The sequence below is a fragment of the Mesorhizobium sp. 2RAF45 genome (genome assembly GCF_052115225.1).
Classification (GTDB): domain Bacteria; phylum Pseudomonadota; class Alphaproteobacteria; order Rhizobiales; family Rhizobiaceae; genus Mesorhizobium; species Mesorhizobium jarvisii.
The window spans coordinates 115330-138457 of sequence record NZ_JBFRGG010000016.1 but is presented as its reverse complement, the minus strand read 5'-3'; the positions used below and the strand labels follow the sequence as shown (position 1 = coordinate 138457).

At 60.5% G+C, this 23128-nt stretch carries 21 protein-coding genes and 2 pseudogenes; 12 read left to right on the top strand and 11 right to left on the bottom strand.

The genetic code is table 11. The features are described from left to right. Positions 1–322: 322 nt before the first annotated feature. Both istB and AB4Z43_RS29160 read right to left on the bottom strand, forming a co-directional pair. Positions 323–1044 (bottom strand): annotated as a pseudogene (gene istB, locus AB4Z43_RS29165) (IS21-like element helper ATPase IstB). Further along, positions 977–1910 (bottom strand): annotated as a pseudogene (locus AB4Z43_RS29160) (Mu transposase domain-containing protein); the annotation flags it as partial. The pseudogenes AB4Z43_RS29160 and istB, both read right to left, overlap by 68 nt. Positions 1911–1978: 68 nt before the next feature. On the opposite strand from AB4Z43_RS29160, the gene AB4Z43_RS29155 reads away from it, so the two are divergent. After that, positions 1979–3007, top strand: coding sequence for an IS110 family transposase (locus tag AB4Z43_RS29155; protein WP_441940135.1), 1029 nt, complete (start codon positions 1979–1981; stop codon positions 3005–3007). Between the two features lie 812 nt (positions 3008–3819). Here AB4Z43_RS29155 and AB4Z43_RS29150 read toward each other — a convergent pair. The 6 genes from AB4Z43_RS29150 to AB4Z43_RS29125 form a co-directional block, all read right to left on the bottom strand. Continuing rightward, positions 3820–4452: an alpha/beta fold hydrolase gene (locus AB4Z43_RS29150; protein WP_441940133.1), complete on the bottom strand. Its 633-nt coding sequence runs from the start codon at positions 4450–4452 to the stop codon at positions 3820–3822. Continuing rightward, complete coding sequence (locus tag AB4Z43_RS29145; protein WP_441940131.1) at positions 4428–5219, bottom strand: adenylate/guanylate cyclase domain-containing protein; 792 nt, start codon at positions 5217–5219, stop codon at positions 4428–4430. Before AB4Z43_RS29145 ends, AB4Z43_RS29150 begins: the two co-directional genes overlap by 25 nt. A 1847-nt stretch (positions 5220–7066) precedes the next feature. Next, positions 7067–7783, bottom strand: a complete 717-nt coding sequence (gene scpB, locus AB4Z43_RS29140; RefSeq protein ID WP_441940129.1) for an SMC-Scp complex subunit ScpB — start codon at positions 7781–7783, stop codon at positions 7067–7069. A 2-nt stretch (positions 7784–7785) separates the two neighbouring features. Continuing rightward, positions 7786–8742: a DUF1403 family protein gene (locus AB4Z43_RS29135; protein ID WP_441940127.1), complete on the bottom strand. Its 957-nt coding sequence runs from the start codon at positions 8740–8742 to the stop codon at positions 7786–7788. 369 nt (positions 8743–9111) lie between these two features. Continuing rightward, a complete protein-coding gene (locus AB4Z43_RS29130; protein WP_441940125.1) occupies positions 9112–9705 on the bottom strand; it encodes a type II toxin-antitoxin system VapC family toxin in 594 nt (197 codons plus the stop codon). After that, positions 9695–9991 carry a hypothetical protein gene (locus tag AB4Z43_RS29125; RefSeq protein ID WP_111543956.1) on the bottom strand — a complete coding sequence of 99 codons (297 nt, stop codon included), beginning with the start codon at positions 9989–9991 and terminating at the stop codon, positions 9695–9697. Before AB4Z43_RS29125 ends, AB4Z43_RS29130 begins: the two co-directional genes overlap by 11 nt. 251 nt (positions 9992–10242) lie before the next feature. Here AB4Z43_RS29125 and AB4Z43_RS29120 point away from each other — a divergent pair, with 251 nt between their 5' ends. The 11 genes from AB4Z43_RS29120 to AB4Z43_RS29070 all read left to right on the top strand — a co-directional run bounded on the left by AB4Z43_RS29120 (position 10243) and on the right by AB4Z43_RS29070 (position 19795). Beyond that, positions 10243–11370: a site-specific integrase gene (locus AB4Z43_RS29120; RefSeq protein ID WP_441940123.1), complete on the top strand. Its 1128-nt coding sequence runs from the start codon at positions 10243–10245 to the stop codon at positions 11368–11370. Positions 11371–11530: 160 nt separating this feature from the next. Further along, the gene (locus AB4Z43_RS29115) at positions 11531–11740 is read left to right on the top strand and encodes a hypothetical protein (RefSeq protein WP_137934962.1); all 210 of its coding nucleotides are present in this window, start codon (positions 11531–11533) and stop codon (positions 11738–11740) included. Positions 11741–12220: 480 nt separating this feature from the next. Further along, a complete protein-coding gene (locus AB4Z43_RS29110) occupies positions 12221–12499 on the top strand; it encodes an antitoxin of toxin-antitoxin stability system (protein WP_137934963.1) in 279 nt (92 codons plus the stop codon). After that, positions 12496–12780: a type II toxin-antitoxin system RelE/ParE family toxin gene (locus AB4Z43_RS29105; protein ID WP_441940118.1), complete on the top strand. Its 285-nt coding sequence runs from the start codon at positions 12496–12498 to the stop codon at positions 12778–12780. Before AB4Z43_RS29110 ends, AB4Z43_RS29105 begins: the two co-directional genes overlap by 4 nt. Positions 12781–13744: 964 nt before the next feature. Continuing rightward, positions 13745–14281, top strand: a complete 537-nt coding sequence (locus AB4Z43_RS29100; protein ID WP_441940116.1) for a hypothetical protein — start codon at positions 13745–13747, stop codon at positions 14279–14281. 186 nt (positions 14282–14467) lie between these two features. Next, positions 14468–15664, top strand: a complete 1197-nt coding sequence (gene repA / locus AB4Z43_RS29095) for a plasmid partitioning protein RepA (RefSeq protein ID WP_441940114.1) — start codon at positions 14468–14470, stop codon at positions 15662–15664. After that, on the top strand, positions 15664–16692 hold the full coding sequence (repB, locus tag AB4Z43_RS29090; RefSeq protein ID WP_171026508.1) for a plasmid partitioning protein RepB: 1029 nt from the start codon (positions 15664–15666) through the stop codon (positions 16690–16692). Before repA ends, repB begins: the two co-directional genes overlap by 1 nt. A 154-nt stretch (positions 16693–16846) precedes the next feature. Next, positions 16847–18052: a plasmid replication protein RepC gene (gene repC, locus AB4Z43_RS29085; protein WP_441940112.1), complete on the top strand. Its 1206-nt coding sequence runs from the start codon at positions 16847–16849 to the stop codon at positions 18050–18052. Beyond that, on the top strand, positions 18049–18318 hold the full coding sequence (locus AB4Z43_RS29080; RefSeq protein WP_441940110.1) for a hypothetical protein: 270 nt from the start codon (positions 18049–18051) through the stop codon (positions 18316–18318). Before repC ends, AB4Z43_RS29080 begins: the two co-directional genes overlap by 4 nt. Positions 18319–18587: 269 nt before the next feature. Beyond that, positions 18588–19373, top strand: a complete 786-nt coding sequence (locus AB4Z43_RS29075) for a GGDEF domain-containing protein (protein WP_441940108.1) — start codon at positions 18588–18590, stop codon at positions 19371–19373. A 209-nt stretch (positions 19374–19582) separates the two neighbouring features. Continuing rightward, positions 19583–19795 (top strand): cold-shock protein, encoded by a 213-nt coding sequence (locus AB4Z43_RS29070; protein ID WP_441940149.1) that lies wholly within the window; start codon positions 19583–19585, stop codon positions 19793–19795. 132 nt (positions 19796–19927) lie between these two features. Here AB4Z43_RS29070 and AB4Z43_RS29065 read toward each other — a convergent pair whose 3' ends face one another. The 3 genes from AB4Z43_RS29065 to AB4Z43_RS29055 all read right to left on the bottom strand — a co-directional run bounded on the left by AB4Z43_RS29065 (position 19928) and on the right by AB4Z43_RS29055 (position 23031). Next, positions 19928–20392, bottom strand: coding sequence for a MucR family transcriptional regulator (locus AB4Z43_RS29065; RefSeq protein ID WP_137934969.1), 465 nt, complete (start codon positions 20390–20392; stop codon positions 19928–19930). 296 nt (positions 20393–20688) lie between these two features. Then, complete coding sequence (locus tag AB4Z43_RS29060) at positions 20689–21312, bottom strand: DUF309 domain-containing protein (RefSeq protein ID WP_441940105.1); 624 nt, start codon at positions 21310–21312, stop codon at positions 20689–20691. A 501-nt stretch (positions 21313–21813) separates the two neighbouring features. Then, positions 21814–23031, bottom strand: a complete 1218-nt coding sequence (locus AB4Z43_RS29055) for a DUF1173 domain-containing protein (protein ID WP_441940103.1) — start codon at positions 23029–23031, stop codon at positions 21814–21816. Positions 23032–23128: the final 97 nt, after the last annotated feature.

The following is a 23128-nucleotide window of genomic DNA, read 5'->3' as shown; positions in this document are numbered from 1 at the left end:
GCCCGTCAATCGTGCGCGCGTCGACAATAACGAAGCGCCTGGGCGAAACCCGCGCACGGTAATGCGCGTTCATCGAGGTTGAAGAGATCCAGTGCTGGTCTCGGACGGAAACCTCGATAAGGATGAGTAGGCGCACGTCGGGCGGGTGAAAACACTAAGAGGCGAGGAAGACCTTCGCCACGCCAAGCTACTGGATTTCTGGGAGGAGGGTTAGGAAGGTGGCATAGTGTAATGCGCTGCGGTCAGCGTTCGCCCGGGCGGAGCTGGTCGGGGTTGCGCAGACCGGGCGAGCGCGGATGGCGCTTGGCAGCTTGATGGGTGATCAGGCGCGGTTCTTGAAGCGCCAGGATTCGTTTCCGGTCTCTATGATCTCGCAATGATGGGTGAGACGGTCGAGCAGCGCTGTCGTCATCTTGGCGTCGCCGAAGACGGCGGGCCATTCGCCGAACGCCAGGTTCGTGGTGACGATGATCGAGGTCCGTTCGTAGAGCCTGCTGATCAGGTGGAAGAGCAATTGCCCGCCGGCCTGCGCGAAGGGCAGATAGCCGAGTTCATCGAGCACGACGAAGTCGAGCCGGGTGAGGTAATCGGCGATACGGCCCTGCTTGCCGCCGCGGTGCTCGGTCTCGAGCCGGTTGACGAGATCGACGACGTTGAAGAAGCGGCCGCGTGAACCGTTGCGGATCAGGGCCTGCGCGATGGCGATTGCTAGATGCGACTTGCCAGTCCCGGTGCCACCGATGAGCACGGCATTGCGCTGGTCGGCGACGAAGGTGCCGTTGGCGAGCTCTCGGACGAGGGCCTCGTTGACCGGCGTGCCGTCGAAGTCGAACTCATCGATGTCCTTGGCGATCGGCAGCTTGGCGACGGTGAGCTGGTATTTGATGGAGCGGGCCTGCTTCTCGGCGATCTCGGCCGACAGCAGATCGTCCTCGGCGGCTCATGCTGACGCTTGATGGCTGTCGCCATGACCTCGTCATAGGCGCCCCGCATCCCGTAGAGCTTCAGCGTGCCCATCAGTTCCAGAACCTGGGTGCGTTCCATCAGCTTGCCCTCCTGAGGCTGTCGTAGCGGGCGCAGTCGGCTTGCGGTTCGTGCTGCAGGCGAAGAGCGTCCGGGGTGAGAATGGTGACTGCCGGCGCCGGATCGCGCTGCCGCGCCAGGATGTTGATGATGACGGCGGATGAGCAGGCATTCTGATCGAGCGCTTCCTGGCTGGCTGCCTCCACGGCATCGATGCCGTCGGTCAACGCCGTGGCCAGGATCGACACAATCTGCCGATCGCCGTCATGCGCCGCCTTCAATTTGCGTCGGATACGCTCCATCGCTGGTGGCAGAGCCCAGTCCCGGAATGGCGCGCCATTGCGCAGCGCACCGGGCTTGCGGGCAAGCAAAGGGACGTAATGCCAGGGATCGTAGACCGTCTCGTTGCGCCCGAAGGAGCGGGCATGTTCGGCGACGACCACGCCGTCCTGGCGGATGACGATCCTGTCGGCATAGGCCTGGACCTCGACCGGGCGGCCGACAGCGGTCGAGAGCACGGAGTATTTGTTGTTATCAAAGCGAACCGTGCAGGTCTTCGACACCGAAGCCGGCATGGCGTGAAAGCCATCAAATGGACCGCGATACTCGACCAGTCTGCCGCGCTCCTCCTCGAACACGTCCCAGATCGTGCGCTCGGGCTGGTCAATATGGCGGTGTGCCTTCGCATAGGCGACGCACTTGTCGGCGAGCCAGGCATTCAACTCGGCATAGGACTTGAAGCGCAGCCGCGGCGTGAAGAAGCGCTCCCGCACCAGCCCGACCTGGTTCTCGACCTGACCCTTCTCCCAGCCGGACGCCGGCGTGCAGGCGACCGGCTGCACCAGATAGTGACTGCACATTTGCAGGAAGCGGCGATTGATTGCTGCCGTCGCGCCTTTGAACGAAGACTCGGCTGACGGCAAAAGCCGCCGACCGTGTGATCAAGGAGGCCGCAGTGAAGCAATATGTCGGATTGGATGTATCGCAGAGGGAGACGAGCGTCTGCGTGGTCGATGATGCTGCAAGGACGGTGTTCCAGGGAAAGGCGAAGTCCGATCCGGGAGCGCTGGCTGAGTTGCTGCGTAAACGTGCGCCTCACGCCGAGCGCATCGGATTCGAGACGGGCGCCATGTCCAGCTGGCTCTGGCACGAGCTGAAAAGGGTCGGGTTGCCGGTCGTCTGCATTGATGCTCGGCATGCAAAGGCAGCGCTTTCAGTTCGAATGAACAAGAGCGATGAGAACGATGCCCGCGGCCTGGCCGAACTGGTTCGCGTCGGCTGGTATCGGGAAGTCAAGGTAAAGAGCGCAGAGAGTCAGGCCACCCGGTCCATGCTCGTCGCACGGTCAAGACTTGTCGATATCAGGCGCGATCTTGAAAACCAGACACGGTCCATGTTGAAGGAATACGGGCTGCAGTTCAGTCGATCGATTGGGTCACAGTTCCGGCGAAAGGTTTGGGAACTGGTTGCTGACGGGCATCCGCTTCGGTCGTTGGTTCAGGCGCTTCTGTCTGTCCACGAGCAGGTCTGCTGTGAACAGGAGAAGCTCGATCGGCAGGTCCGCCGTCTCGCTCGAGAAGACGAAACCACACGCCGGCTGATGACAGTCCCCGGCATCGGCGTGGTGACCGCGCTCACCTTCCGCCACACGATCGACGATCCCGCACGCTTTCGATCGGCCGCCAACGTCGGTGCCTACCTCGGCCTGACGCCGCGGCGAAAACAATCCGGGGAAACGGATGTCACCGGCCGCGTGTCGCATTGGGGAGACCGGCTCTTGCGAACGTACCTCTACGAAGCCGCCAGTGTCCTCATGCATCCAACGAAGAAATGGTGTTCGTTGAAAGCGTGGGGCATGCGCCTCTCGAAGCGGATTGGCTTGAAGAAGGCCAAAGTGGCGGTCGCACGGAAGATGGCGGTGCTCCTCCACTGCATCTGGGTCGACGGAACTAGCTTCGAGTGGGGCAGCGAAAAGATGGCGTAACAGATCGCACTCGATCCCAATCGCGGGCCCGTTTCCGGAACCCGTGATGTCCCCGCCGGGACGCGGTTGTGGTGACCTCGTTGAATCGGCTGGCGTCGACTTCGGACTTCGTTGCACACGTTGAGGCGCCCAACCCCGAACATCATCATGAGGCAATTGACCTCGGAAAGGACCATGACCCGGCGATGGCAGTGCGAGATCAGGATTGACAACTACCCGCAATTAAAGGGCCGATTCACACGTCAGCCATGATGACCATGGCAGGCTTGCCGCGGCGGCCTGAAAGCCTGGCCGCGCGATGGGGCGCGGGGGTTGGCGATGCCTCCTACGCTCTCTATTTGCTTTACCCGTTCGTGATCCGCGCCATTCGCGTCATCTTTTGGCGAACCGGCTTGATCGCGCTTCTTGGCCCATGGGCCTTTATCGCTTTGGCGCTGGCGATCTCTTTTACCGCGGCTCTGTTCACCTACCGTTGGCTCGAGAAGCCTCTGACGCGTTATGTCCGACGTCTTCTAGGAGCCCGGGGGAGAAATCCAGCGACCGCCACGCCAATTCCCTGTGACAGCGGACCGAGGGTCCCTGCCCTGAGGTCCGAGCCAAGCGAGATTGCTTATCCTGTGAGCTCAGGTGGCAACCAAATCTAGGGATTGTTGGCGACAAAGCGAGGGGCCTGCCCCATTTTGGCGCCGGCATGGCTGGGGCGTTCTCTCCAACGCGCTAGCCCTCCAAGGTCCAAACGTCGCGGATTCACCCATTCGGAAGTCTATGTATGCCACGAAGCCAGCCCGACATTCGAAAAAACCCGTCGTGCGTCACGCGACCGGGTTATGCATCGCAAGGAAGGCAGCCGTTTCCTCGAAGAACTGGTCGAAGGCGGGGGTGCCTTCAATGAGCACGTGATTATTTCCCGGGAGCTCGACGAACATTGCTCCCGGAATGAGCTTGGCCATCAGCCGGCCCTCCTCGATCGGCGCGACGCGATCTCCTACGCAATGCATCACGAGCGTTGGGACGTGGACCCTCTTTGCTAACTCGGTCGCGTCAACTTCGCTGTTCATTTCCCAGAGTCGCATCGCGGCCTCGGGGCTCGTGGCAATGCGCTGCAGTTCGTCAAAGCTCGCAACAATCTCCTGGGGGGCGTCGGGGATGAACGTCGAAGTGAAGAAGTGCCTGAAAACGGGATTCGGCGAGCCCCAGCCGTCGCGGATCATCATCGCCCCGGCTTCATACAACTTCCTTTGATCGAGATCCGGTCGCTTTAGCCGACCTCGTAGATAACCGCCCAGCATGATAAGGCATGTCACCTGCTCCGGATGCTCCACAGCATAACGCACGGAAAAGGCGCAACCTTGCGAGATGCCGAGGAGCGCGAACCGATCTAGCCGTGCAGCAGTCGCGACTGCGGACATGTCGCTGGCCATTACATCTTCCGATACCGTCTCCACCTCCCAGTCCGAGAGGCCATTTCCGCGTTGGTCGAACCGCACGAGATGGCAAAGCTTCGCGAACTTGCCAGAATCGGACGCCAAATGGGACTGTGCCATTCATATTCAAGATGGTTCAACCAGTTCGGACCTTTCAACACCGGCGCTCCCTGGCCAATGCTGGCCCAGGCGATCTGTATGCCGTCCGAAGCCGTCGCGAATTGCACCCGCTGATGCAGGGCCGCTTCGACAGGTCTCGTCGTCTGCAGGCCCCCGTCAGGCGTCCACTGCCAGACACGGATGGGTCGGGAGATGTTCTTTACTCGCTGGTTGCCCATGTCACGAAAGGGCACCTGGATCCGATCCGCGACTGCCTGATGCACAATGTCCGAGACGCACACGCCGCCCGGCTTGGCGAGCCCCTCAAGCCGCGAGGCCACGTTTACGCCGTCGCCGAAGATGTCTCCGTCCTCGAAGATGATGTCACCGAGATTGATCCCGACGCGGTACAGAATTTGGCTGTTCTCAGGCTGACCACTGTTCCGCTGCGCCATCGATCGCTGGATATCGACAGCGCTCTCTACCGCCTCAACGACGCTCGCGAACTCGGCGAGCAGGCCGTCGCCGGTGGTCTTGACGATATGGCCCCTATGCGCTGCGATCCCGGGCCGGACGACCTCACCAATATGTGTCTGCAGACGCCCGAGCGTGCCGGCTTCGTCCAGCTCCATCATCCGGCTGTAGCCGGAGACATCCGCAGCAAGGATCGCAGCAAGCTTCCGGTCCATGATCAGGTCATCTCAGTTAATTGCCCTTTGGAGACGCGATTGTAACCACAGATCTCAGCAGCTTGCGTATGTAGCACAACGGAACCGAACTGACTTCTCGTATCGATGTTCGGTCCGGGCCACGGCTTGCCCTGCTACCTCCTCCGAAGCAACAGAAGTGATGGTTCGCAAACCAGAAAATTCCCGATGGTTGGACGCAGGTCTGGGCGCTCGAGAAGTTCATGCAGTATAGGATGCCTGCGTCCGGCCTGGCAATGAGGTCGGCGAAGCCGGCAAAGTCGGCAATCGGGCCGATGCCGAAGTGGGGAGGTCCTGCATTTGTCTGCGTGATCGTGCTCGAGGCGATCATCGCGCCGTCGACATAGACGAGCTCGTTGCTGGAATCCTTATCCGCGCAGACGTGATACCAGGGTGCCCAAGCCGCCCGGGTATGCCATGAGCAGCCCGAGAGCAGCCTCGCGGAAACTCTCTTTGTCGATGTCGAAAGCTCAGATGCCGGCTTTCTCGGCCTCGATTTTGGGCGAGCACCTCAGGCCGACGATAGCGGATCTCGGCAGTCCGCTCGTTGAGCAATGCCAGGATCCGGGAACAGAAATGGATTTGGTTTTTGCCATCCCGCTCTTGTGGCGGAACCGAGCGCGCATCGACAATGTGTTCCGGGGACATTTAGTTATGCGTCCCCGAATTGTCGCCGCCACCGTCGGGCAAGCCCCTTCCATTTGTAGGCCTTCCTAGCAGTCGCCGTTGCATTTGCTGCACGACACGTCCTGTCCGTTCCGCCTCAATGCCGCCCGTAACGAGACGGCAAAACTCGTCGTAGAGCTCCAGCGATCCTTCGGCTTCCTAGTCCTTTTCTTGCATATTGCGGCAGCCCTTGCTGCCACTCTACGCGCCCTGGTCCGATCTGCCAGTTCGTCGAGCACCGCGGCTAGCTCCCGCGGTTCGGCGTTCGTCAGTGTGAAACTGATCGATGATCGGAGGATCGTCGGGCCAAGCCGACTGTCATTCGGCTTGGCGGCCATCGGACCACCTCCGCGTCACCGGAACCAAAGTGATCAGAGCTGATTTTTTCTTGGGAGGGACCAATGAACCGGGGAATTCGGTGCAATGTCGAAATCATTAGATTTGAACTTGCCAAGGCCAGACAGCGCGTAAAGGGCGCCGAGCGCTCCCTGGACCGAGCAAACGAGCAACTGGACGATGAATGCGGAGGCGTGGCTATCAACCTTGCGCTCTGTGCCAAGATACGGCTCAGCAGACGCGAGTGATCGACCGCTTTTTAAAGATCCCTGCTGTCCCGCACCATTGAGGAAATAGCGCGATGGTGTTGTTCGAACCGCTCAAGTCGGATGGCTATAAGCGCAGCAGAATGGTTTAACGCGAACATTGAGGGGTCGGCGAAATGGAGGCGCGCGCTTGCAGAATTGCCGAAGGATAGTCGCGGCAGCTTGAAGCCGGTCGCCGCTAACGAGTCCGTCCGGATCAGTCTGAGATTATCTCGTAGTGAAGAATCTGGGCGTCGCCAAGGCTCAGCCCAGGCGAGATCACGCCTGAGCCGAAGAGGAGAATATCTCGCGGCGCACGAATACTTTAGGCCGGGGTCCCATCGACACAAATGTACCCAACGAGCTTCGATCGACAAGCCGGGCTCTGCCAATTCGAAACGGTGAAGGTCGCGTGGTGCCTTGAGACCCACGGCCGCCCTACGACAAAGTGCAGTCAGGAGATCGGCCAATGTCACCAGTTCGTTGTTATGACAGCTCGCAACTGATCGCCGTAGCTCTCGACCAATCGCCGTGGTCCTGATTATCGACGGTCCCTTTGATTGCAACGCGACAGCGACCCGCTCAAGACAGTTGGTCCCCGACGACATCGGCCTCCGCCCCTTCTTCGGCATCGCCCGCCCCGCCAACCAGTCCTGCCGGAATGTCACCCGCCAGCATCCTTTCCTTCGACAGCAGTCCAGCGTCCTCGAGTGCCTCGAAATCCGGCAGCTGGCGCAGCGTCTCGAGCCCGAACTGCGACAAGAAAGTCTTCGTCGTCACATAGGTGTAGGGGGCCCCAGGCTTCGGGCTACGCGGCCCCGAGGCGATCAGCTCCTGTCCCCGTAGCACGCCGATCAGATCGCGCGACACCTCCTTGCCGAAGAAGCTCGACAGCTCTGCGCGGGTGATCGGCTGGAAATAGGCAATGCACATCAGCACGAGCGCCTCCGACTGCGACAGTTCTTTTGTCCCCTGCCCTGCCGTGCCGAAGGCGGCGTGGATGATGTCTCCAAAGGCCTTCTTAGTCCGGTGCTGCCAGCCGCCGGCGACGGACACCAGCTCGTAGGGGCGGCCTGCGAGCTCGGCGCGGATGTCGTCGATGACCAGGTCGAGATTGCAGCTTTTGCTGACGACGCGCGCCAGCACCTCGCGCGGCACCGGTTCATTTGCCGCAAAGATCACCGCCTCCACCCGGCCCATCCACTCACGCCAGCGCAGTTCTGGCGGCAGGTGATCGAGTTCGGTGTCGAGCATCCCCGGCTGATGGTTCTGCTTGTGGCGGGTGGAGGCTTCGCTCATCGCTAGAGTCCAAACAGCCGGAAGGTGGGACGGCCGGAGAGCTCGCGCACCGCCTCCAGTAGCTGCAGCCGCTCGAAAAGCCGCCGCGATGCAAAGCGCGACAGATCCTTCGTCGTTAGCGATCCGGAGACGGCGTCTTCGTTGAGCAGCAGGGAGATCACCTCGCCGGCACCCTTGGCGCGCAGTTTTGGCGCCACCGCCAGGAGTTTTTCAGCGCGGCGCGACAACTTGTCTGCCAGCCGGCAGGCCTGCGCCGCCGCCTGAACAAAGGCCACGCAGACCGCGCGCTCAAAATCTCCCTCCGCGGGTCGGATGCGCTTGCCGCCGCCGGCCTGGGCGCGGAAGGACGGGCCAAAGGCTTGCGCCATCAGGAGCGGCAGCGGCCGCGGCCAACGCAGGCTTTGCGCCAATACCAGGTCGGCGAGCCACCAGGCCAAAAGCTCGGCATCGGGACGCATGGCGACGACGCGAGAGGCGATCGCCGCGGCGGCGAACGGCGCCGGCCACTCCGATCGCGCCAGGTCGTCGATGTGTTCACAAAGCGCGGCCAACGCCTCGACATCCCAATGGAGGCCAAGCTGGTCGACTATCTTCCCGAGCCGGTCAGGCGTAGCGACGGGCGGCTGCCCGGCCAACTGCCGCCAGGCGCCAAAGATGGTGCCGGCGGGTCCGGGGTAGGCCCCGGCCTGGCGCAGATACCAGGCGTCTCGCAAGGCGGCCGCGTCCTCGGCGCGGCCGGCGAGCCGCATGCTGGCGGCGGCGCAATCGAGCGCCAGCCGCTGCCGCCAAACGCCGGACCAGGCAGGCTGCGCGCGGGCGAGCGTGTCGAGGACACCCAGTGCGGCGCCGGCCCGGAAAGCGGCGTCGCCGTCGCTCGGCGCGCCGGCACTTGTGATCGCCCAAGCCGGAACGGAGGGCGGCGCAGAGGAGCTGGCGGTCGAGGGATCAAGGCGAATCATGATTTTGGAGGGTAAAGCGCTCGTGCGCTTTGTGCCATGATTTTCGCGTCAAATCGCACAGCCTGTCGGTGGACCAAAACGAATGATAATGTTGCATTATCGTTCGTTATGGGGCTTGGTGCGGAAATGGCCCCTGTCGTTCGTTTTTCACCGGCGGACAGCCTCATTTGGGCGTCAGATCGACGAGAATTCGCGTTCATTGAGCGGACCGGGTTTGCGCTTAATCCCCGGACAGCGGCATCGCACAGCCTCTCTCGTCGAGCAGAATGCCGAAATTCACGCTCAGCGACCTTTCTGACCGTCCCACAGCACGGCGGCCTTTCGCCGTGACGACGACGGCGTGGGAGGTGCATATTCCCACTGACGCTTTCAACCCTGCCGGCGCAATCCTGGCACCGCCCGATAAAAGATCACCCGCACCGACGGAACAAGCTGGCTGAGATGGTCGAAATCCCCAACATTGCCGGTCAGGACCGTCGCCCCGAGCAGACCGGCCTGGTGAAAGATCAGCGCATCGTTGAGGAAGCGGCGTTCATGGCCCTTCCCTTTCGGCAGATGGCTCAGCCGGAACAACAGGCCGGCCAGCATGCCGGCGCGTCCCCAGGCGGTGGCGTCGGGTGCATGCAACCGGTGCGCCGGAATATCCTCGATCGTATCGGCAACGGCCCCCAGGACCGACTTCGTCGAGGGGTGCGTCGGGTCGAGCCGGCCGAACACGTGGCTGAGCTCGGCAAGGCAGACGGCCGAGTGGTGACAGAGCCGATACGTCAGAAGGTTATCGACCGCTTCGGGCGTACGTCCCTGCAGGACATCCAGATAGACGCTGGTGTCGAGGAGCAATACGCCGCCGACAGGCGGCTGGTCACCTGCCCAGGACAGGGCGGAATCTGGTCGCCTTTCCAGCCCTGCCCTACGCCGCTGTGGTTTTAGGGACCGCAGTGCGCCGCCTAGATCAAATGCCAAGATCGATGTCCGCGGAGATGCTGCCCTTGCGGCCGACGAGCCGGGCGCCGAAATCATCCTCGAGGGCCAGCCGCGACAAGGCGAGCTCAAGCAGTTCGGTGTCGGAGGTCACATGGGCGCGCTTCTTTGCCGCCTCGATCAATTCCGACGGCACCCTGCCGGAAAGGCGGGTGTTCTTGGCCGCGCCAAGCAGGCCGACCGCCCTCGCCTGCTCAAGCACCAGACGGTTGCGGGTGTGGGCGATCCGCTCCTCGCTTGCGGCTGTCGCTGCGCCACGTATGGTCATCTTGGGATCTCCATCTGTTGAACGGAATATAAAGGATGTTGAACATGAAAGCAAGGAGAGACCACCCCCTGAGAGGCCATCCCTGGATCGGAAAGGCCCGTTGCGCTCCCGCTGATGCGATACCAGGACCGGAGCGGAGGCAATTCCCGCAGCTATTCCGTCACACAGCGCGCGGTGGACAATTCCGAACTTTGGCCGCACCTTCACTCGCAAGAATCGCATTGCTGCGACATTAGAATGGACGAGGCTGGATGGGCAAAGCCCGTAATTTGATGGTGTCCACCGACGCAATCGACGCCGATGACCTGCCGGACATTGTCGACGTCGTCATGGAGATGGGGCGGCCGGATGAAGGCCCCTCCCCTCCCCCGCCGGTCCTTGACCCGCGACAGACATCGTTGCCTACGCATCTCGAAAAGCTCGCCGACCGTGCGCGCGATTATGTCGAGGCAGCAAGTTCGGCGAACACCCGTCGCGCCTACGCAGCCGACTGGAAGCATTTTTGCGCCTGGTGCCGGCGCCAGTCTTTTGATCCATCGCGGCCGGACCCGCAGACCGTCGGCCTCTATATCACTGCGCAGGCTTCGGGCACTGGAAGGGACAAAAAGGCGGTGGCGACGATCGAGCGCCGCCTGTCATCCCTGACCTGGAACTACACGCAGCGCGGCCAATCGCTTGACCGGAAGGACCGTCATATCGCCACCGTGCTCGCCGGCATCCGCAACACGCACGCCGCCCCGCCCCGTCAGAAGGAGGCCGTACTGCGCGACGCTCTTGTTGCCATGCTGGAGACGCTCGACCGCGGAACGCTGCGTGGCCTGCGTGACCGCGCCATGCTGCTTTTGGGCTTCGCAGGCGGCTTGCGCCGCTCCGAAATCGTCGGCCTCGATCTTGCCCGCGATCAAACCGAGGATGGCCGCGGCTGGGTCGAGGTGCTCGACAAAGGTGTTCTTGTGACACTGCGCGGCAAGACCGGCTGGCGCGAGGTCGAGATCGGCCGCGGTTCGTCCGACGCCACCTGCCCTGTTGTCGCGCTCGAGACCTGGCTGAGGTTTGCCCGCATCGCGCATGGCCCCTTGTTCCGCCGTGTTACTGGTCAGGGTAAAACGGTCGGCGTCGATCGGCTCAACGATCAGGAGGTGGCCCGGTTGGTCAAGCGCACGGCCTTGGCCGCCGGCGTGCGCGGCGATCTCTCCGAGGGCGAGCGGGGACAGAAGTTTTCCGGACATTCACTGCGCGCAGGCCTCGCTTCCTCCGCCGAGGTTGATGAACGCTATGTGCAAAAGCAGCTTGGCCACGTCTCCGCGGAGATGACCCGCAAGTACCAGCGACGGCGTGACCGTTTTCGCGTCAACCTGACCAAGGCGTCCGGGCTGTAGGAGATCGGGAAAAAGCCCCTCCCCTGCCCCCGTTTGAATCGAAAAACGAGTGCTTTCGGTCAAGGGTCGACTGGAGTGTTGGCGCGAACGCAATACCCATCGCGCACTCTGACCTTAGCCCGAATTGGCCAACAAATCGTAAACGCAGGAGCGCGTATCCGTGGAAACCAGGATCATCGACAGCCGTAACGATTTTGCGCAATGGGCGATCGATAGGTCCAATGCGATCCTAACGGATCAGGGTTCGGAACTCGCCACCGCGGCCCGCAACGGAAACGAAGCCCAAATCGCTGTGACAGCACAGGCGCTCGGCCAGGCGATCGTCGATGCGCTGATCGAGGCGTTCGATGGTCTCGCAGGCGACGAATGAGCCACCGCTTGGCCGACACGACTGGCTGCGCCACCGGAAAACGAGTGCCGGTGCGCCGGCTCCCAAATCCATCCACCCATCATGATTTCGGAATACGCGGCCTCGGCGGCATTGCGAGAGACCCGCTCTTTCCGGCGCATCTTCACAACAAGGCCTTCGACGTCGAGAAGCATGTCGCTCGCTTGGTCAGGCAATCGTGCTTGCCGCCGACGTCCGTTCCGATCTTCCGAAGGTGAGCTTACGTTGCTATTCTCAGGACACTCGCTGCGCGCCCGGCTCGCCTCCTCTGTGAGAGGAACGCTACGGCAGAGGCAGACCCGAAAATATCAGCGGCGGCGCGATCGATTCCGGACCAACTTCACCAAACCGTCGGGCTTTGAACAAGCCCCCACCCCACGTGAGGGCGGCCATTTGCCTGCTTGCCGGTTGATGATGACAACGTATATACTTCATGAGTATCTAACCCGCAGGAGGCCGAGCATGCCGAAAGAAGCGGTTTTCACGATGAAGCTCGAACCGGAGCTGCGCGACGCCTTCATGGCCGAAACCGAAGCCGACCATCGGCCGGCGTCGCAGGTGGTCCGAGAGCTGATGCGTGACTACATCGAGCGCCGGCGTGAAGAACGGGAGTATAACGAGTTCCTCCGCCGCAAGGTCGAGGTCGCGCGGTCCTCGATGCGGGGCGGCCGAGGCCGGACGAATGACGAGATCGAGGCTGACTTCGCGGCCCGGCGTGCGAAGACGGCAAGCCAGGCGTGAGGGTCGTTTGGACGCCAGAGGCCGAACAGGACCGAGCCGACATTTGGGACTACATTGCGGCCGACAACGCGGCGGCTGCTGCTCGGATGGACCAGCTTTTCAGCGACGCGGCGGCGAGACTGGTCGATTTCCCCAAGCTCGGCCGCACGGGAAGAATCCCCGGCACGCGCGAGCTGATTTCACATGAGAGCTACCGCCTGGTTTACGAAGTCGAAGGCGAAACCTTGTGGGTGCTGGCCCTGGTGCATACAGCGCGCCGGTGGCCGCCGACGAAAGAGTAAGGCAGGGCTAAAGTCAAAGACACGAATTCGCGCCTCTTCCGTGAATGCCGCCGTTTGGACCGAAATTTGGCGTGGAATTTCAGCTTACCGCTTCAATTGAAATCGGAAACTAGGGCCACAGCGTTTATCACTATCTCGCTTATCGACGGTGATTGATCTCGCCGCGCAGGTCCGCGAAAATACGGTGCCTTGGATCGTTGGGCGGCCTTCCTCGACGTGGTTTAATGGATTCGCTCGCCCTGCTTAGTGGACCTCCTGCATGTGAGCAGCGCCGAATGACAATAGAGCCGATCCGCCTGCCTGGTTCTGCCACCGTCGGGGCGGTGCTCGCCGGCCTCCATCCGGGCTCGGCCGACATGGAACTAGGCCGTGTCCTGACGCAAATCTTCCGGATCCTCGTTCAGCGCCGCCGCGGTCGACAATTTTTACTGGCGCGAGACACACGCACGGTCTAGATCGTCGACGGCACCCGCGTCGGCGACCTCGCGTCTGGGCCAAGCGCGAGTTGACCGCACTCGGCGGCAACCTCACCGCCTTCTGGAACTGGCACCGATCGGGGAACAAAAATTCGCCGAATGGCGTGGAACGAGCGTCTTGCCTTCGCTCCGCCGGCCTCGGTGTCGCCGACTTCATACAGATCTCGCTCGGCCGCGACGTCGAATACCTGGCTGGATCGATCGTCGATCCCGACTGCGGTCCCTACAGCGCCGAGATCTGTTCGACCCGTCCTGGGTGCGGCGCGAACTTGTCACCGATGCACTCGTGCTTGCCGGACCCGTCTACCTGCGCGACCGCACGGCTGGCGGCATAGTCCATATGAAGAGCTTTCTGGCGTGCCGGACCGACCCGCATCGAAGCAGAACAGCGGGTGGCGCGACGAACAGAGCTCGAGAACCGTTAACCGCGAGTTCGGGCCGGACAGCGCACGTGACGCACCATGCCTGGGTCCCGACTGGTTCGATTCGTGCGGCGCGAAAACCAGTTTTTTGCGGACTGGGAACGATCGAGTGCATCTGTCGAACAAATTCATCATCATTGGGCTTTCGACATCCACGATTTGGAGCATCGCGGCCGGTGCCAGGTCGGTTTTATCCCGCGGCCGCTCAAAATGCCTGGCGAGAAGCTGCTGTTGGAAGAAGGCGCTTTGGTGCACCGTATGATGAAGCGGACCGAGGCGATCAACTCCGAGATTGCTGCCGGTCGCATGGTTCTTCCTGATGATGCACCGGGCACTGGGTCGATCCGGACGTCGGCGGTGCGATCGCTGAAAGCCTTCGCCAAGGACGCGTCCGTTTGCGCGATCGAGACGTCACTGTGTTGCTCGCTTGGGCCGACCGGCGCTATCTGTTCTAAGCGCCGACGGATACACATTTGCCGAAGGCCGTTGTCGACCGAAACCTGTGTGTGCGGCTCGTTGCTGTGTTGCCATTCGACCGGGGCGATTTTCGGGCCGAGATCCTTAGCGACGACGATATTGCAGGCCGAAATCCACGTCATGTGATGGCAAGGTGGGTGGGTTTCACGTGAGTCGGGTCCGGCAGCCAAGTTGACTGCAGTCAACTGCGGACGGACGACATCTCTGTTAACCTTTCGTTAAGATTAAATTTGTTGCCGGATCGAAAGAATCAGGGCTACATGCGGTTAATAGGCCGTGTCGGCTTTCAAAACGCATGTGCGGAAAATTTCGATGAATGTGATAATCCGGGAAGAGATTGCAGAGGTCGATCTGCTAATCACCCAGCAGGCCAAAGACCTCTCCGCAATGCTTCACGAACATCGGCTCGAAATGTTCCCGCCGAATGCACAGAAAACCTTGCGACCGTTCCAGTTGTCGGAGGCTGCGCAATATCTCAACGTAACCAGCGGGTATCTGAAGAATTTGTCTCTCGAAGGCAAGGGGCCGCAGCCGATGGTAACACCATCCGGCCGCCGTTCATACACGGCCGTGCAGCTACTGGAGATGCGCCAGTATTTGGATAGAAACAGCCGGGCAGCGGCGAAGTATGTTCCGCACCGTCGAGGCACGGAACACTTGCAGATAATTGCGGTCGTCAATTTCAAGGGCGGCTCCGCAAAAACGACGACGGCAGCCCACTTGGCGCAGCATTTGGCACTGACGGGGCACCGAGTTCTAGCTATCGACCTTGATCCGCAGGCCTCGCTTTCCGCCCTGCACGGCTTCCAGCCGGAGATCGACCACAACGAATCCCTCTACGAAGCCCTACGCTATGACGACGAAAGAAAACCGCTGTCGGCGCTAGTGAAGAAGACTAATTTCCCGAGCCTCGATATCGTGCCCGCGAATCTCGAGCTGCAGGAATTCGAATACGATACTCCCCTCGCCCTGGCTCAAAAGGACGGCTCCATGGGCCGCATCTTTTTCGGACGTCTCGATGAGGCCTTGGGGGACGTTGCACACCACTACGACGTAGTCATCATCGATTGCCCACCTCAGCTTGGTTATTTGACACTGACAGCGCTCTCTTCGTCTACCGGCATCCTGATCACCGTGCATCCACAGATGCTGGATGTTATGTCGATGTGCCAGTTCTTGCTGATGATGGGCGAGGTCATGGGCACTCTGAAGAGGGCAGGAGCCAACATGCGGCTCGACTGGCTTCGCTACCTTGTTACCCGCTACGAGCCTACTGACGGCCCCCAGAGCCAGATGGTCGCCTTTATGCGATCGCTGTTCAAGCAGCATGTGCTCGTCAACGAGATGCTGAAAAGTACCGCGATCTCGGACGCAGGAATAACGAAGCAGACGCTCTACGAGGTCGAACGCTCCCAGTTCACTCGGTCAACGTATGACCGCGCGATAGAATCGGTGCATCGCGTCAATTCGGAAATAGCAGAGTTGATCCACAAGGCTTGGGGGCGCTGATGTCCAGGAAGAACCTGCTGACCTCATTCACAGAACGAAAGTTGACTGCGGTCAACTCAGATCCGGCGAGTGATCTCTCCCCAGCAATGGAGCGAAACCGCAGCCGCGGTGCTTTCGGAGCCATAACGAGGTCGATCGACGAGCTAGCCGAGAAAGCCCATGCGGCAAAAGACATTGAATCCCGGCTCCTTGAAGGCGCTACAGTCATCGAACTCGATCCTGATAAGATCGACATCTCGTTCGTTTCAGATCGCATAGGTGATGATAAGGAGGCCTTCGAGGAGCTGGTGGAAGCCATCCGGCGCAGGGGGCAGGATAGTCCAATCCTAGTGCGTCCACATCCCGGCGTGATCGGCCGTTACATGACTGTATTCGGCCACCGACGGGCGCGGGCTGCTAAGGCGCTCGGGAGACCGGTGAAGGCGGTCGTCAAGGAACTGGACGATAGGGACCATGTGGTCGCCCAAGGGCAGGAAAACAGCGCGCGAGCCGATCTCTCGTTCATTGAGAAGGCCGTCTTTGCTGGCAACCTGGAGCGCAACGGCTACGATCGCGAAATCATCATGGCAGCGTTGTCTGTCGACAAAACCGTTGTCTCGAAAATGATTTCTGTCACCAAGGACATCCCGCCTGAAATCATCAACGCTATCGGAGCCGCCAAAAACAGCGGCCGAGACCGTTGGTACGATCTTGCTAAGAAAGTCAGGGAGGGGGGCGTTGCCGTTAAGGAACTGATGGCATCCCCCGAATTCAAAGCAGCTACAAGCGATGACCGATTGGAAATGCTGGCCCGACATCTGGCGGGACAACCCTCAGGCAAGATTCCGGCACCCGCTCGCAAAGAGCCGATCAAATCCTGGGCGCCGACGGATAGATTAGTTAGCGTTACCCTGAAGAAGTCCGCGAAAAAGGCCATCGTCACCCTTGAGGCCGCGGACGGGTCGCGTTTCGCTGAGTTCATCACCGGACAACTGGACGACCTCTATGTGGCCTTCCGGATGTCCACCAAGGAAGCAACGGGAGACTGAAACCGCAAAAGAAAAAGGCCCCCGAACGTCACCGTCGCGGAAGCCCTTCTCATCCTTAGCAAGCTGAGAATCACATTTTCGCGAATCACTGTCAAGAGTCATTGGCGTCGTTTTGGCGAGCAGATTTCTTTTGCCTGATAGAGGGTGAAAGAAAATGGAGACGGGTATTGCAACGACGCCCTTTGGGCGGCGGCCGATGTCGCTTGCCATGCTGGCAGCGCAAAACGATTCACGTGAAATCCCCAAGGGCAGGGTCGTCGACAAATGGCAGATCTACCGCAACCTCTGCGAGGGCAAGAGCGTCGTCGGCATCGGCGATCGTGCGCTGGCCGTCCTGAATGCGTTGCTATCATTCTATCCTGACAGCGAATTGTGTGAGGAACACGACCTCATCGTCTTTCCCTCGAACGCACAGCTGTCGCTCAGGGCGCACGGAATGCCCGAGCCCACAGTCAGACGACACCTGGCGGCTCTTGTTGACTGCGGGCTGATCATCCGTCGGGATAGTCCGAACGGCAAGCGCTACGCGCGCAAGGGCAGAGGAGGGGAGATCGAGGAAGCATTTGGCTTCTCCCTGGCGCCGCTGCTGGCCCGCGCTCACGAGTTCGAGGCGGCGGCCGAGCGTGTTCGCGCCGACAACAGGGCGCTCAGGTTGATGCGCGAGCGGATTACCTTGCACCGCCGAGACATCCAGAAGCTGATTGAGGCGGCTGTTGACGAAGATGTTCCAGGCGACTGGGGAAGCCTGTGGAAGCGCTTCCGCGGCGTTGTGGAGGCAATTCCGCGCCGAGCCTGCATTGCCGAGCTCGAACCGATCGTGGCGGATATGGCCGGATTACATGACGAGGTGGATAAGCTGCTGGAAAGTCGTATGAAATCCACGAATCCGAGCGGCAATGACTCTCAAAACGAGCGGCAGCAATCTGATTCAAATACCGAATCCATTTTTGAATTTGAACCTGCTTTAGAGAAAAGCGGGTCGACGGCCGAGCCCAGGACGAGGACCGCAGAGGCGCCGAAAACATACCCGCTGGGGATGGTGCTGAAGGCCTGCCCCGAAATTGCGGATTATGCCGTCGACGGGATCGGCAATTGGCGCGATCTCATGATTACCGCCGCCCAAGTGCGGGGATATCTGGGCGTTTCGCCGTCAGCGTATGAGGAGGCTTGCCATGTGATGGGCCAGGAGATCGCGGCGATCGTGATTGCCTGCATCCTGCAAAGGGCGCGGCACATCAACTCGGCCGGCGGCTATCTGCGGGTACTGACCGAAAAGGCAACGGCAGGGCAGTTCTCAGTCGGGCCGATGCTGATGGCGGCGCTCAAGGCGAACGGGGCGACGGCGAGGATGACGGGATGACGATCGCCAATCCCGCAGCTTGTCGCTTTGCGCCAGCTCAAAGCGAATGCGAGTCGGTTCGCTGGCTGGCAAGCGTCTGGCTGGCTTTCTGCCGCGGTCTGACCGACAAGGCACAAGGGGAGGGCAGTTCCCGTGGGGCCTGTTCCCAATCATACGATGATCCGCGCTACTCGTTCCAGCTGCCGCCCGGCATGGATGCGAGTGCTTCGGCCTGTTATACGAACTCAGCCTTCCGAGTGCTGGCAATTCGATGTCGCATCTGCTGAGCTTGAGCCAGCCGTATGCTTTTGATCCACCCTAGTCCACGCATATTCAGTCGTCACCGTCCATGCGGCGCGGGTAGCATCTGAAAACCAACGCCGGCCAATTCGAAAAGCTCGGATTTTATCCGCCGCTAAAATTCGCCGCTCAATTGGCAAGGGTTGCTGGGTAGCCCAACCTGCGACGAGGGGATCAGCTCCGCTTCCTTGCACTTAGAGATAATTTTAATCAACGTGGTGACGGCCTATTCAGCGCCCGTGTCTAAAGAAACGATATGACGCCGCGCACCAAGCGCATTGTGGGTAAATCACTGGTCGTGACGACAATTGCGGTCGTCGCGACCTTCGGTTTGTCGTTTACGGCAAGACTTGCGCTGCAGATGCCGATCGACTGGCTGAGTTGGGTGGAATGTACCTTCATTCCCATTCTGATCGGAATGCCGGTCAGTGCCTATATCTTCACCCAGTCGGAAACGATCCAGGATACTTGTAACAAGTTGGAGAAGTCACATGCAGCCCTGACGGAGGCGCATGACAGGCTCAGCTTCGTAACCAGCCATGATCCGATGACAGGACTCCTTAGCCGCGGTGGATTCATGGCACGGATGGACAGAAGCCGCGACGAAGGGGAATGCGACACACTTCTTCTGGTCGATCCGGATCACTTCTCTTCCATCAACGATAGGCACGGACACTCCAAGGGGGACGAGGTTCTGGTCCGGATTGCAAAAGCGCTCGTCTATACAACGCGCCCAGGCGACTCGGTTGGACGGCTTGGCGGGGAAGAGTTCGGCGTCTTGTTACGCGGCGTGCGCAAAGAGCAGGCAGGTACGATTGCGGAGAACATCCGTCGGCTTATTGAAGGCCTTCCGCGGGTCAAAGGGCAACAAGACGGCGTGAAAGTGACTGTCAGCATCGGAGGCGCAGAGATGGCTCGCGATGCAGACACTCAGGATGTCCTGCGCACTGCCGGACGCTGCCTTTTTGAAGCGAAACAACGTGGGCGGAACCGCGTTTCGTTCGACTATGAAGCCGCCAAGTTGCGGATCGTGACACCGTAGCCGACCGCGTGGGCAGGTGGAAAATGCACCCGGCAGGCGTTTGCGCCGCCGTAGAGAGCACACTCATCATGCGCGACCCACACCACCGGCCGATCGAATGGGGTCTTGCAATTTTCGCTTCTGCTGCGTTTAACTCCCAGTCTCGAAATGAACCGGACTGGCTTGACGGCCAAGTCCACGTCGCAGTTGTCACGGAGGAATGCACAGATATGGCGACCGGAACCGTGAAGTGGTTCAACAGCACCAAGGGATTTGGATTTATCCAGCCCGACAATGGCGGTCAGGATGTTTTCGTCCACATTTCCGCTGTCGAACGCGCGGGCCTCTCGACGCTGAATGACGGCCAGAAGATCAACTATGAGATCGAACAGGACCGCCGCACTGGCAAGTCCTCTGCTGCCAACCTCAGCAAAGCTGGCTGAATTTTCACCTGCGTCCCGGCAGCAGTGAATGAACGCGAGGTAAGGCGGGGATTGGTCTCCGCCTTTTCCTATTCTGCGCAGATCATGCCGATAAGCAGCTGCGCGCTCCAGAAAGACCCTCCAGAGATAGAGCTAGGCTGCGACCTTCTTGCGGGTCCGCTTCGCCGGCGCCGGCGTTGCCGACTCTTTCGGTTTGCGGCCGAGACCCATGCTCTTGGCCAATGCCGAGCGCGCAGCGGCGTAATTTGGCGCGACCATCGGATAATCCGCCGGCAAGCCCCATTTGGCGCGATATTCGTCCGGGGTCAGCCCATAGTGGGTTGAAAGATGGCGCTTTAGCGATTTGAATTTCTTCCCGTCTTCAAGGCAGATGATGTAGTCCGCCATCACCGACTTCCTGATCGGGACCGCAGGCTTAAGAGCCTCCGGCTCTGCTACGGAGACGCCTCCGGCGGTGCTTTTCAAAGCCGAGTGTACTTGGCCGATCAGGGCGGGGAGATCGCCCACCGGGATTGGATTATTCGAGACATAGGCTGAGACGACATCGGCGGTAAGCTCGATGAGGCTGTCGAGATTGTGATCGGCTTCTTCTGTCATGAAACTCTCCGGGTGGTTTGAAAGACAGCGGGCGAAGTCCTGCTACATATTGATGGCGGTCGCTGAAAGCAATAAATGTCTCGGCAGCATAAGTATCGGCATAAGCTAATGCTGATACGCGTCGGCGGTGCTCGTTCGGCTGCTATGCGCCGGAACCGATGTGCAGCCGTGCCGTCTTGAGCCTTTGTAATTCCGAAAACAACGTGAGGAAATTACGCGCACCATAAAAACACGGCCAGGTGATTGGAGCCTGGGCATCCGTCGTTCGCCAGTGATGTGGGGCCAACGAAGCCGGTCTATTCCTGGCGTCTTCTCCGGATGACTGTTTGTCTTTGTTGCGAGTTGATCGGGCTTCCGCCGGAGCTTGGTCCGAGAATGAACTCAAACACGGGTTGCGGCTGACCGAGCGCTGTCGCCTGCAGGGCTGCCGGGGTCCTTGCCGCAGCTTCGGCGTGTTCGGCGAGCGCTGCGGGTGACATGCCGAGCGCACGCTCGCAGYTGTGATTGGCCGTGTTCATCAGCCGACGAAGGAGCGCCGCGGCGCGTCCGGCATGACGCATCGCCGCCGCCTGCTTGCCCTCGCGGATCTTCACGCCGGCCGCCGATAACAGGATCAATCCCTTGAAGAGCGTCCGAAGCGGAGCGCCTCGGTCTGCAACTTGCCACAGACCTTCCCAGGCCTCATGGGCTTCCCAGTAATAGCCGTGGTTGAAAAGGTCGAGACCCCAGAGAAATGTGTCTGAATCAAGCGAGATCTCAGCCACCGACAGCATGGCTTCGCTATTAAAGCTGTGTCCCGCGGGATCGCGCACGGGATGCGGTTGCCTGCCCGGCAGATACGCATAGGGTGGAAAGCTCTTTTCCGGCAGCCATCGCCGGCGCAACATCGAACCAATGGCCATCAAAGCCGTATAACACACGGTTGAAATCCTGAACGGATGATCACTCCGGCGCGCCCGCCGGCAAAAAATAACGTTGTGGGCAAACGCCCGGGCTCGCAAGCTTCAGTGCACCAAGATGATAAGGCCTCGTGGTCTACTGGCATCTCATTGAGATGTCATCCTTGCTGACCTATATGCCAGCGTGCGTCGAGCGTTCTCCTCCCATTGCGTCCGACGCGTTCCCCTCTGGAGGTTTTTGACCTCTTGCTTGGCCGGGTGCTGCAAGCCCGGCCTTTTTCTTGCGCGCCAGAAGCGATGAAGCGGCTGCATCAGCGGCTATCAACATGGCGTGACCGGCCCAACTTGCGAACTGGAAGGGGTCGCCCGCACGTGCTGCACTGCGAGCCGCTCTGTGATCCAGGGCGGACGCATCATTTGCTGGGAAGATCCGCTCAGGCGAGCGAATTGGATGATTAAGACAGGGTAGCTGAAAATTCTCGCCGGCGTGCGAGTAAATAGCGTCAGCGACCGGCGCCTACTTCATGTGAGGGGCCTACCGTCTTGCCGACCAGGCAAAGTCGGCATCTCACTATCGGCCGTCCGCCAGATCCAGGAATCGAACTCTGGTCGCGATGCGATCAGTTCGCTCAGCGTTTCCTGGTACGCACCGTCGGAGGAGGGGGGCACGATATAAAGGCCCACCGGCCGCGGCTGTGTCTGCAATATCGCCGTCGCGGTTGGCTTGTCCACCGGTAGATTGTAGCGCAGTCCTTTCATGCTTCGCTCCCTTGTCCTGGCAAGGGCGTCGACCAGCTTCTTTTCATAGGCGGACTCGTAAGGCACCCAATTCTCCGCCACGACCATGACGGCCATTTCCTCGATCACCGCCAGCCCCGCCGGGGTCAACCCGAAGGTGGCAATCGCGATCAAATGCGATGCCTCATCCGCGCCCCAGAGTGCCATCTCGGTTTCAAAACGGGTTTGAAACCGACGATGAAGGCTTTCGTCCAACAAGAACACGAAGCCCGGCATATGCTTGACGATCAGCTTGTGGCCGCTCCGAGCCGGGCTGAATTCCTTGACCTCGCCGACCAGGATCATCAGCTTTCTGGGGCCGCTCTTCGGGGGCAGCGCAGGTGCAAGCGCCTGCCCGCGCCTTTGCTCGATCGCGATTTTATCGGCTGACCGGAACGGCTCGGGCACGAACAGGGTTTCGCTCAGCACTCCGCCCTTGACCGTCATCTGGCCAGCGGCCTCGACGAGGTGCCAACGGATATTCCACCAATGCCGTTTGCCAGCCCATCGCGACGTCCAGACCGTCAGCTCCGCTTCGTGCCAGAGATAATGGAGCAGGCCTCGCAGGGAGAGTTTCTTGGTGTCCCCGACTACGCTGTCCGAACCTGCGGCGCCAACTGCCGGCACAGATCGCGTGCCGACCTTCGACAAGCGAAAGTCCAGCTTCAGCGTGGCCATGCCGCTCTCGGAATCGACCTGGATAGCGCTGCCCATCAGCACGCCAAGGCCGGACAGTTCGTCGGGCGGCTCGTAAGAGGAACAGGAAGGATCATGGCTGCCACCCGACAGCGGCATCCGCTTGACCATGTATTGGTCGCCAACCTGCGCAATATACATCGCCGGGCCGGGCTCTTTGCACAAGCAAAGCGGTCGCAGCTTTCTGCGATATGCATCCGCAAGCGCAGCCTGTAGATCAAGCGCCGCCTCCTCGATCACCTGGTCAGCAAGTCTGAAACGTCGCATTGCCTCCGTTGCTCCGGACGCCGCCGCATCCCCACGCCCATTGAGTCATGGTTTTGCCATCGAAGCAACGGGCATGTTCGTCACGGCATGATCGCCG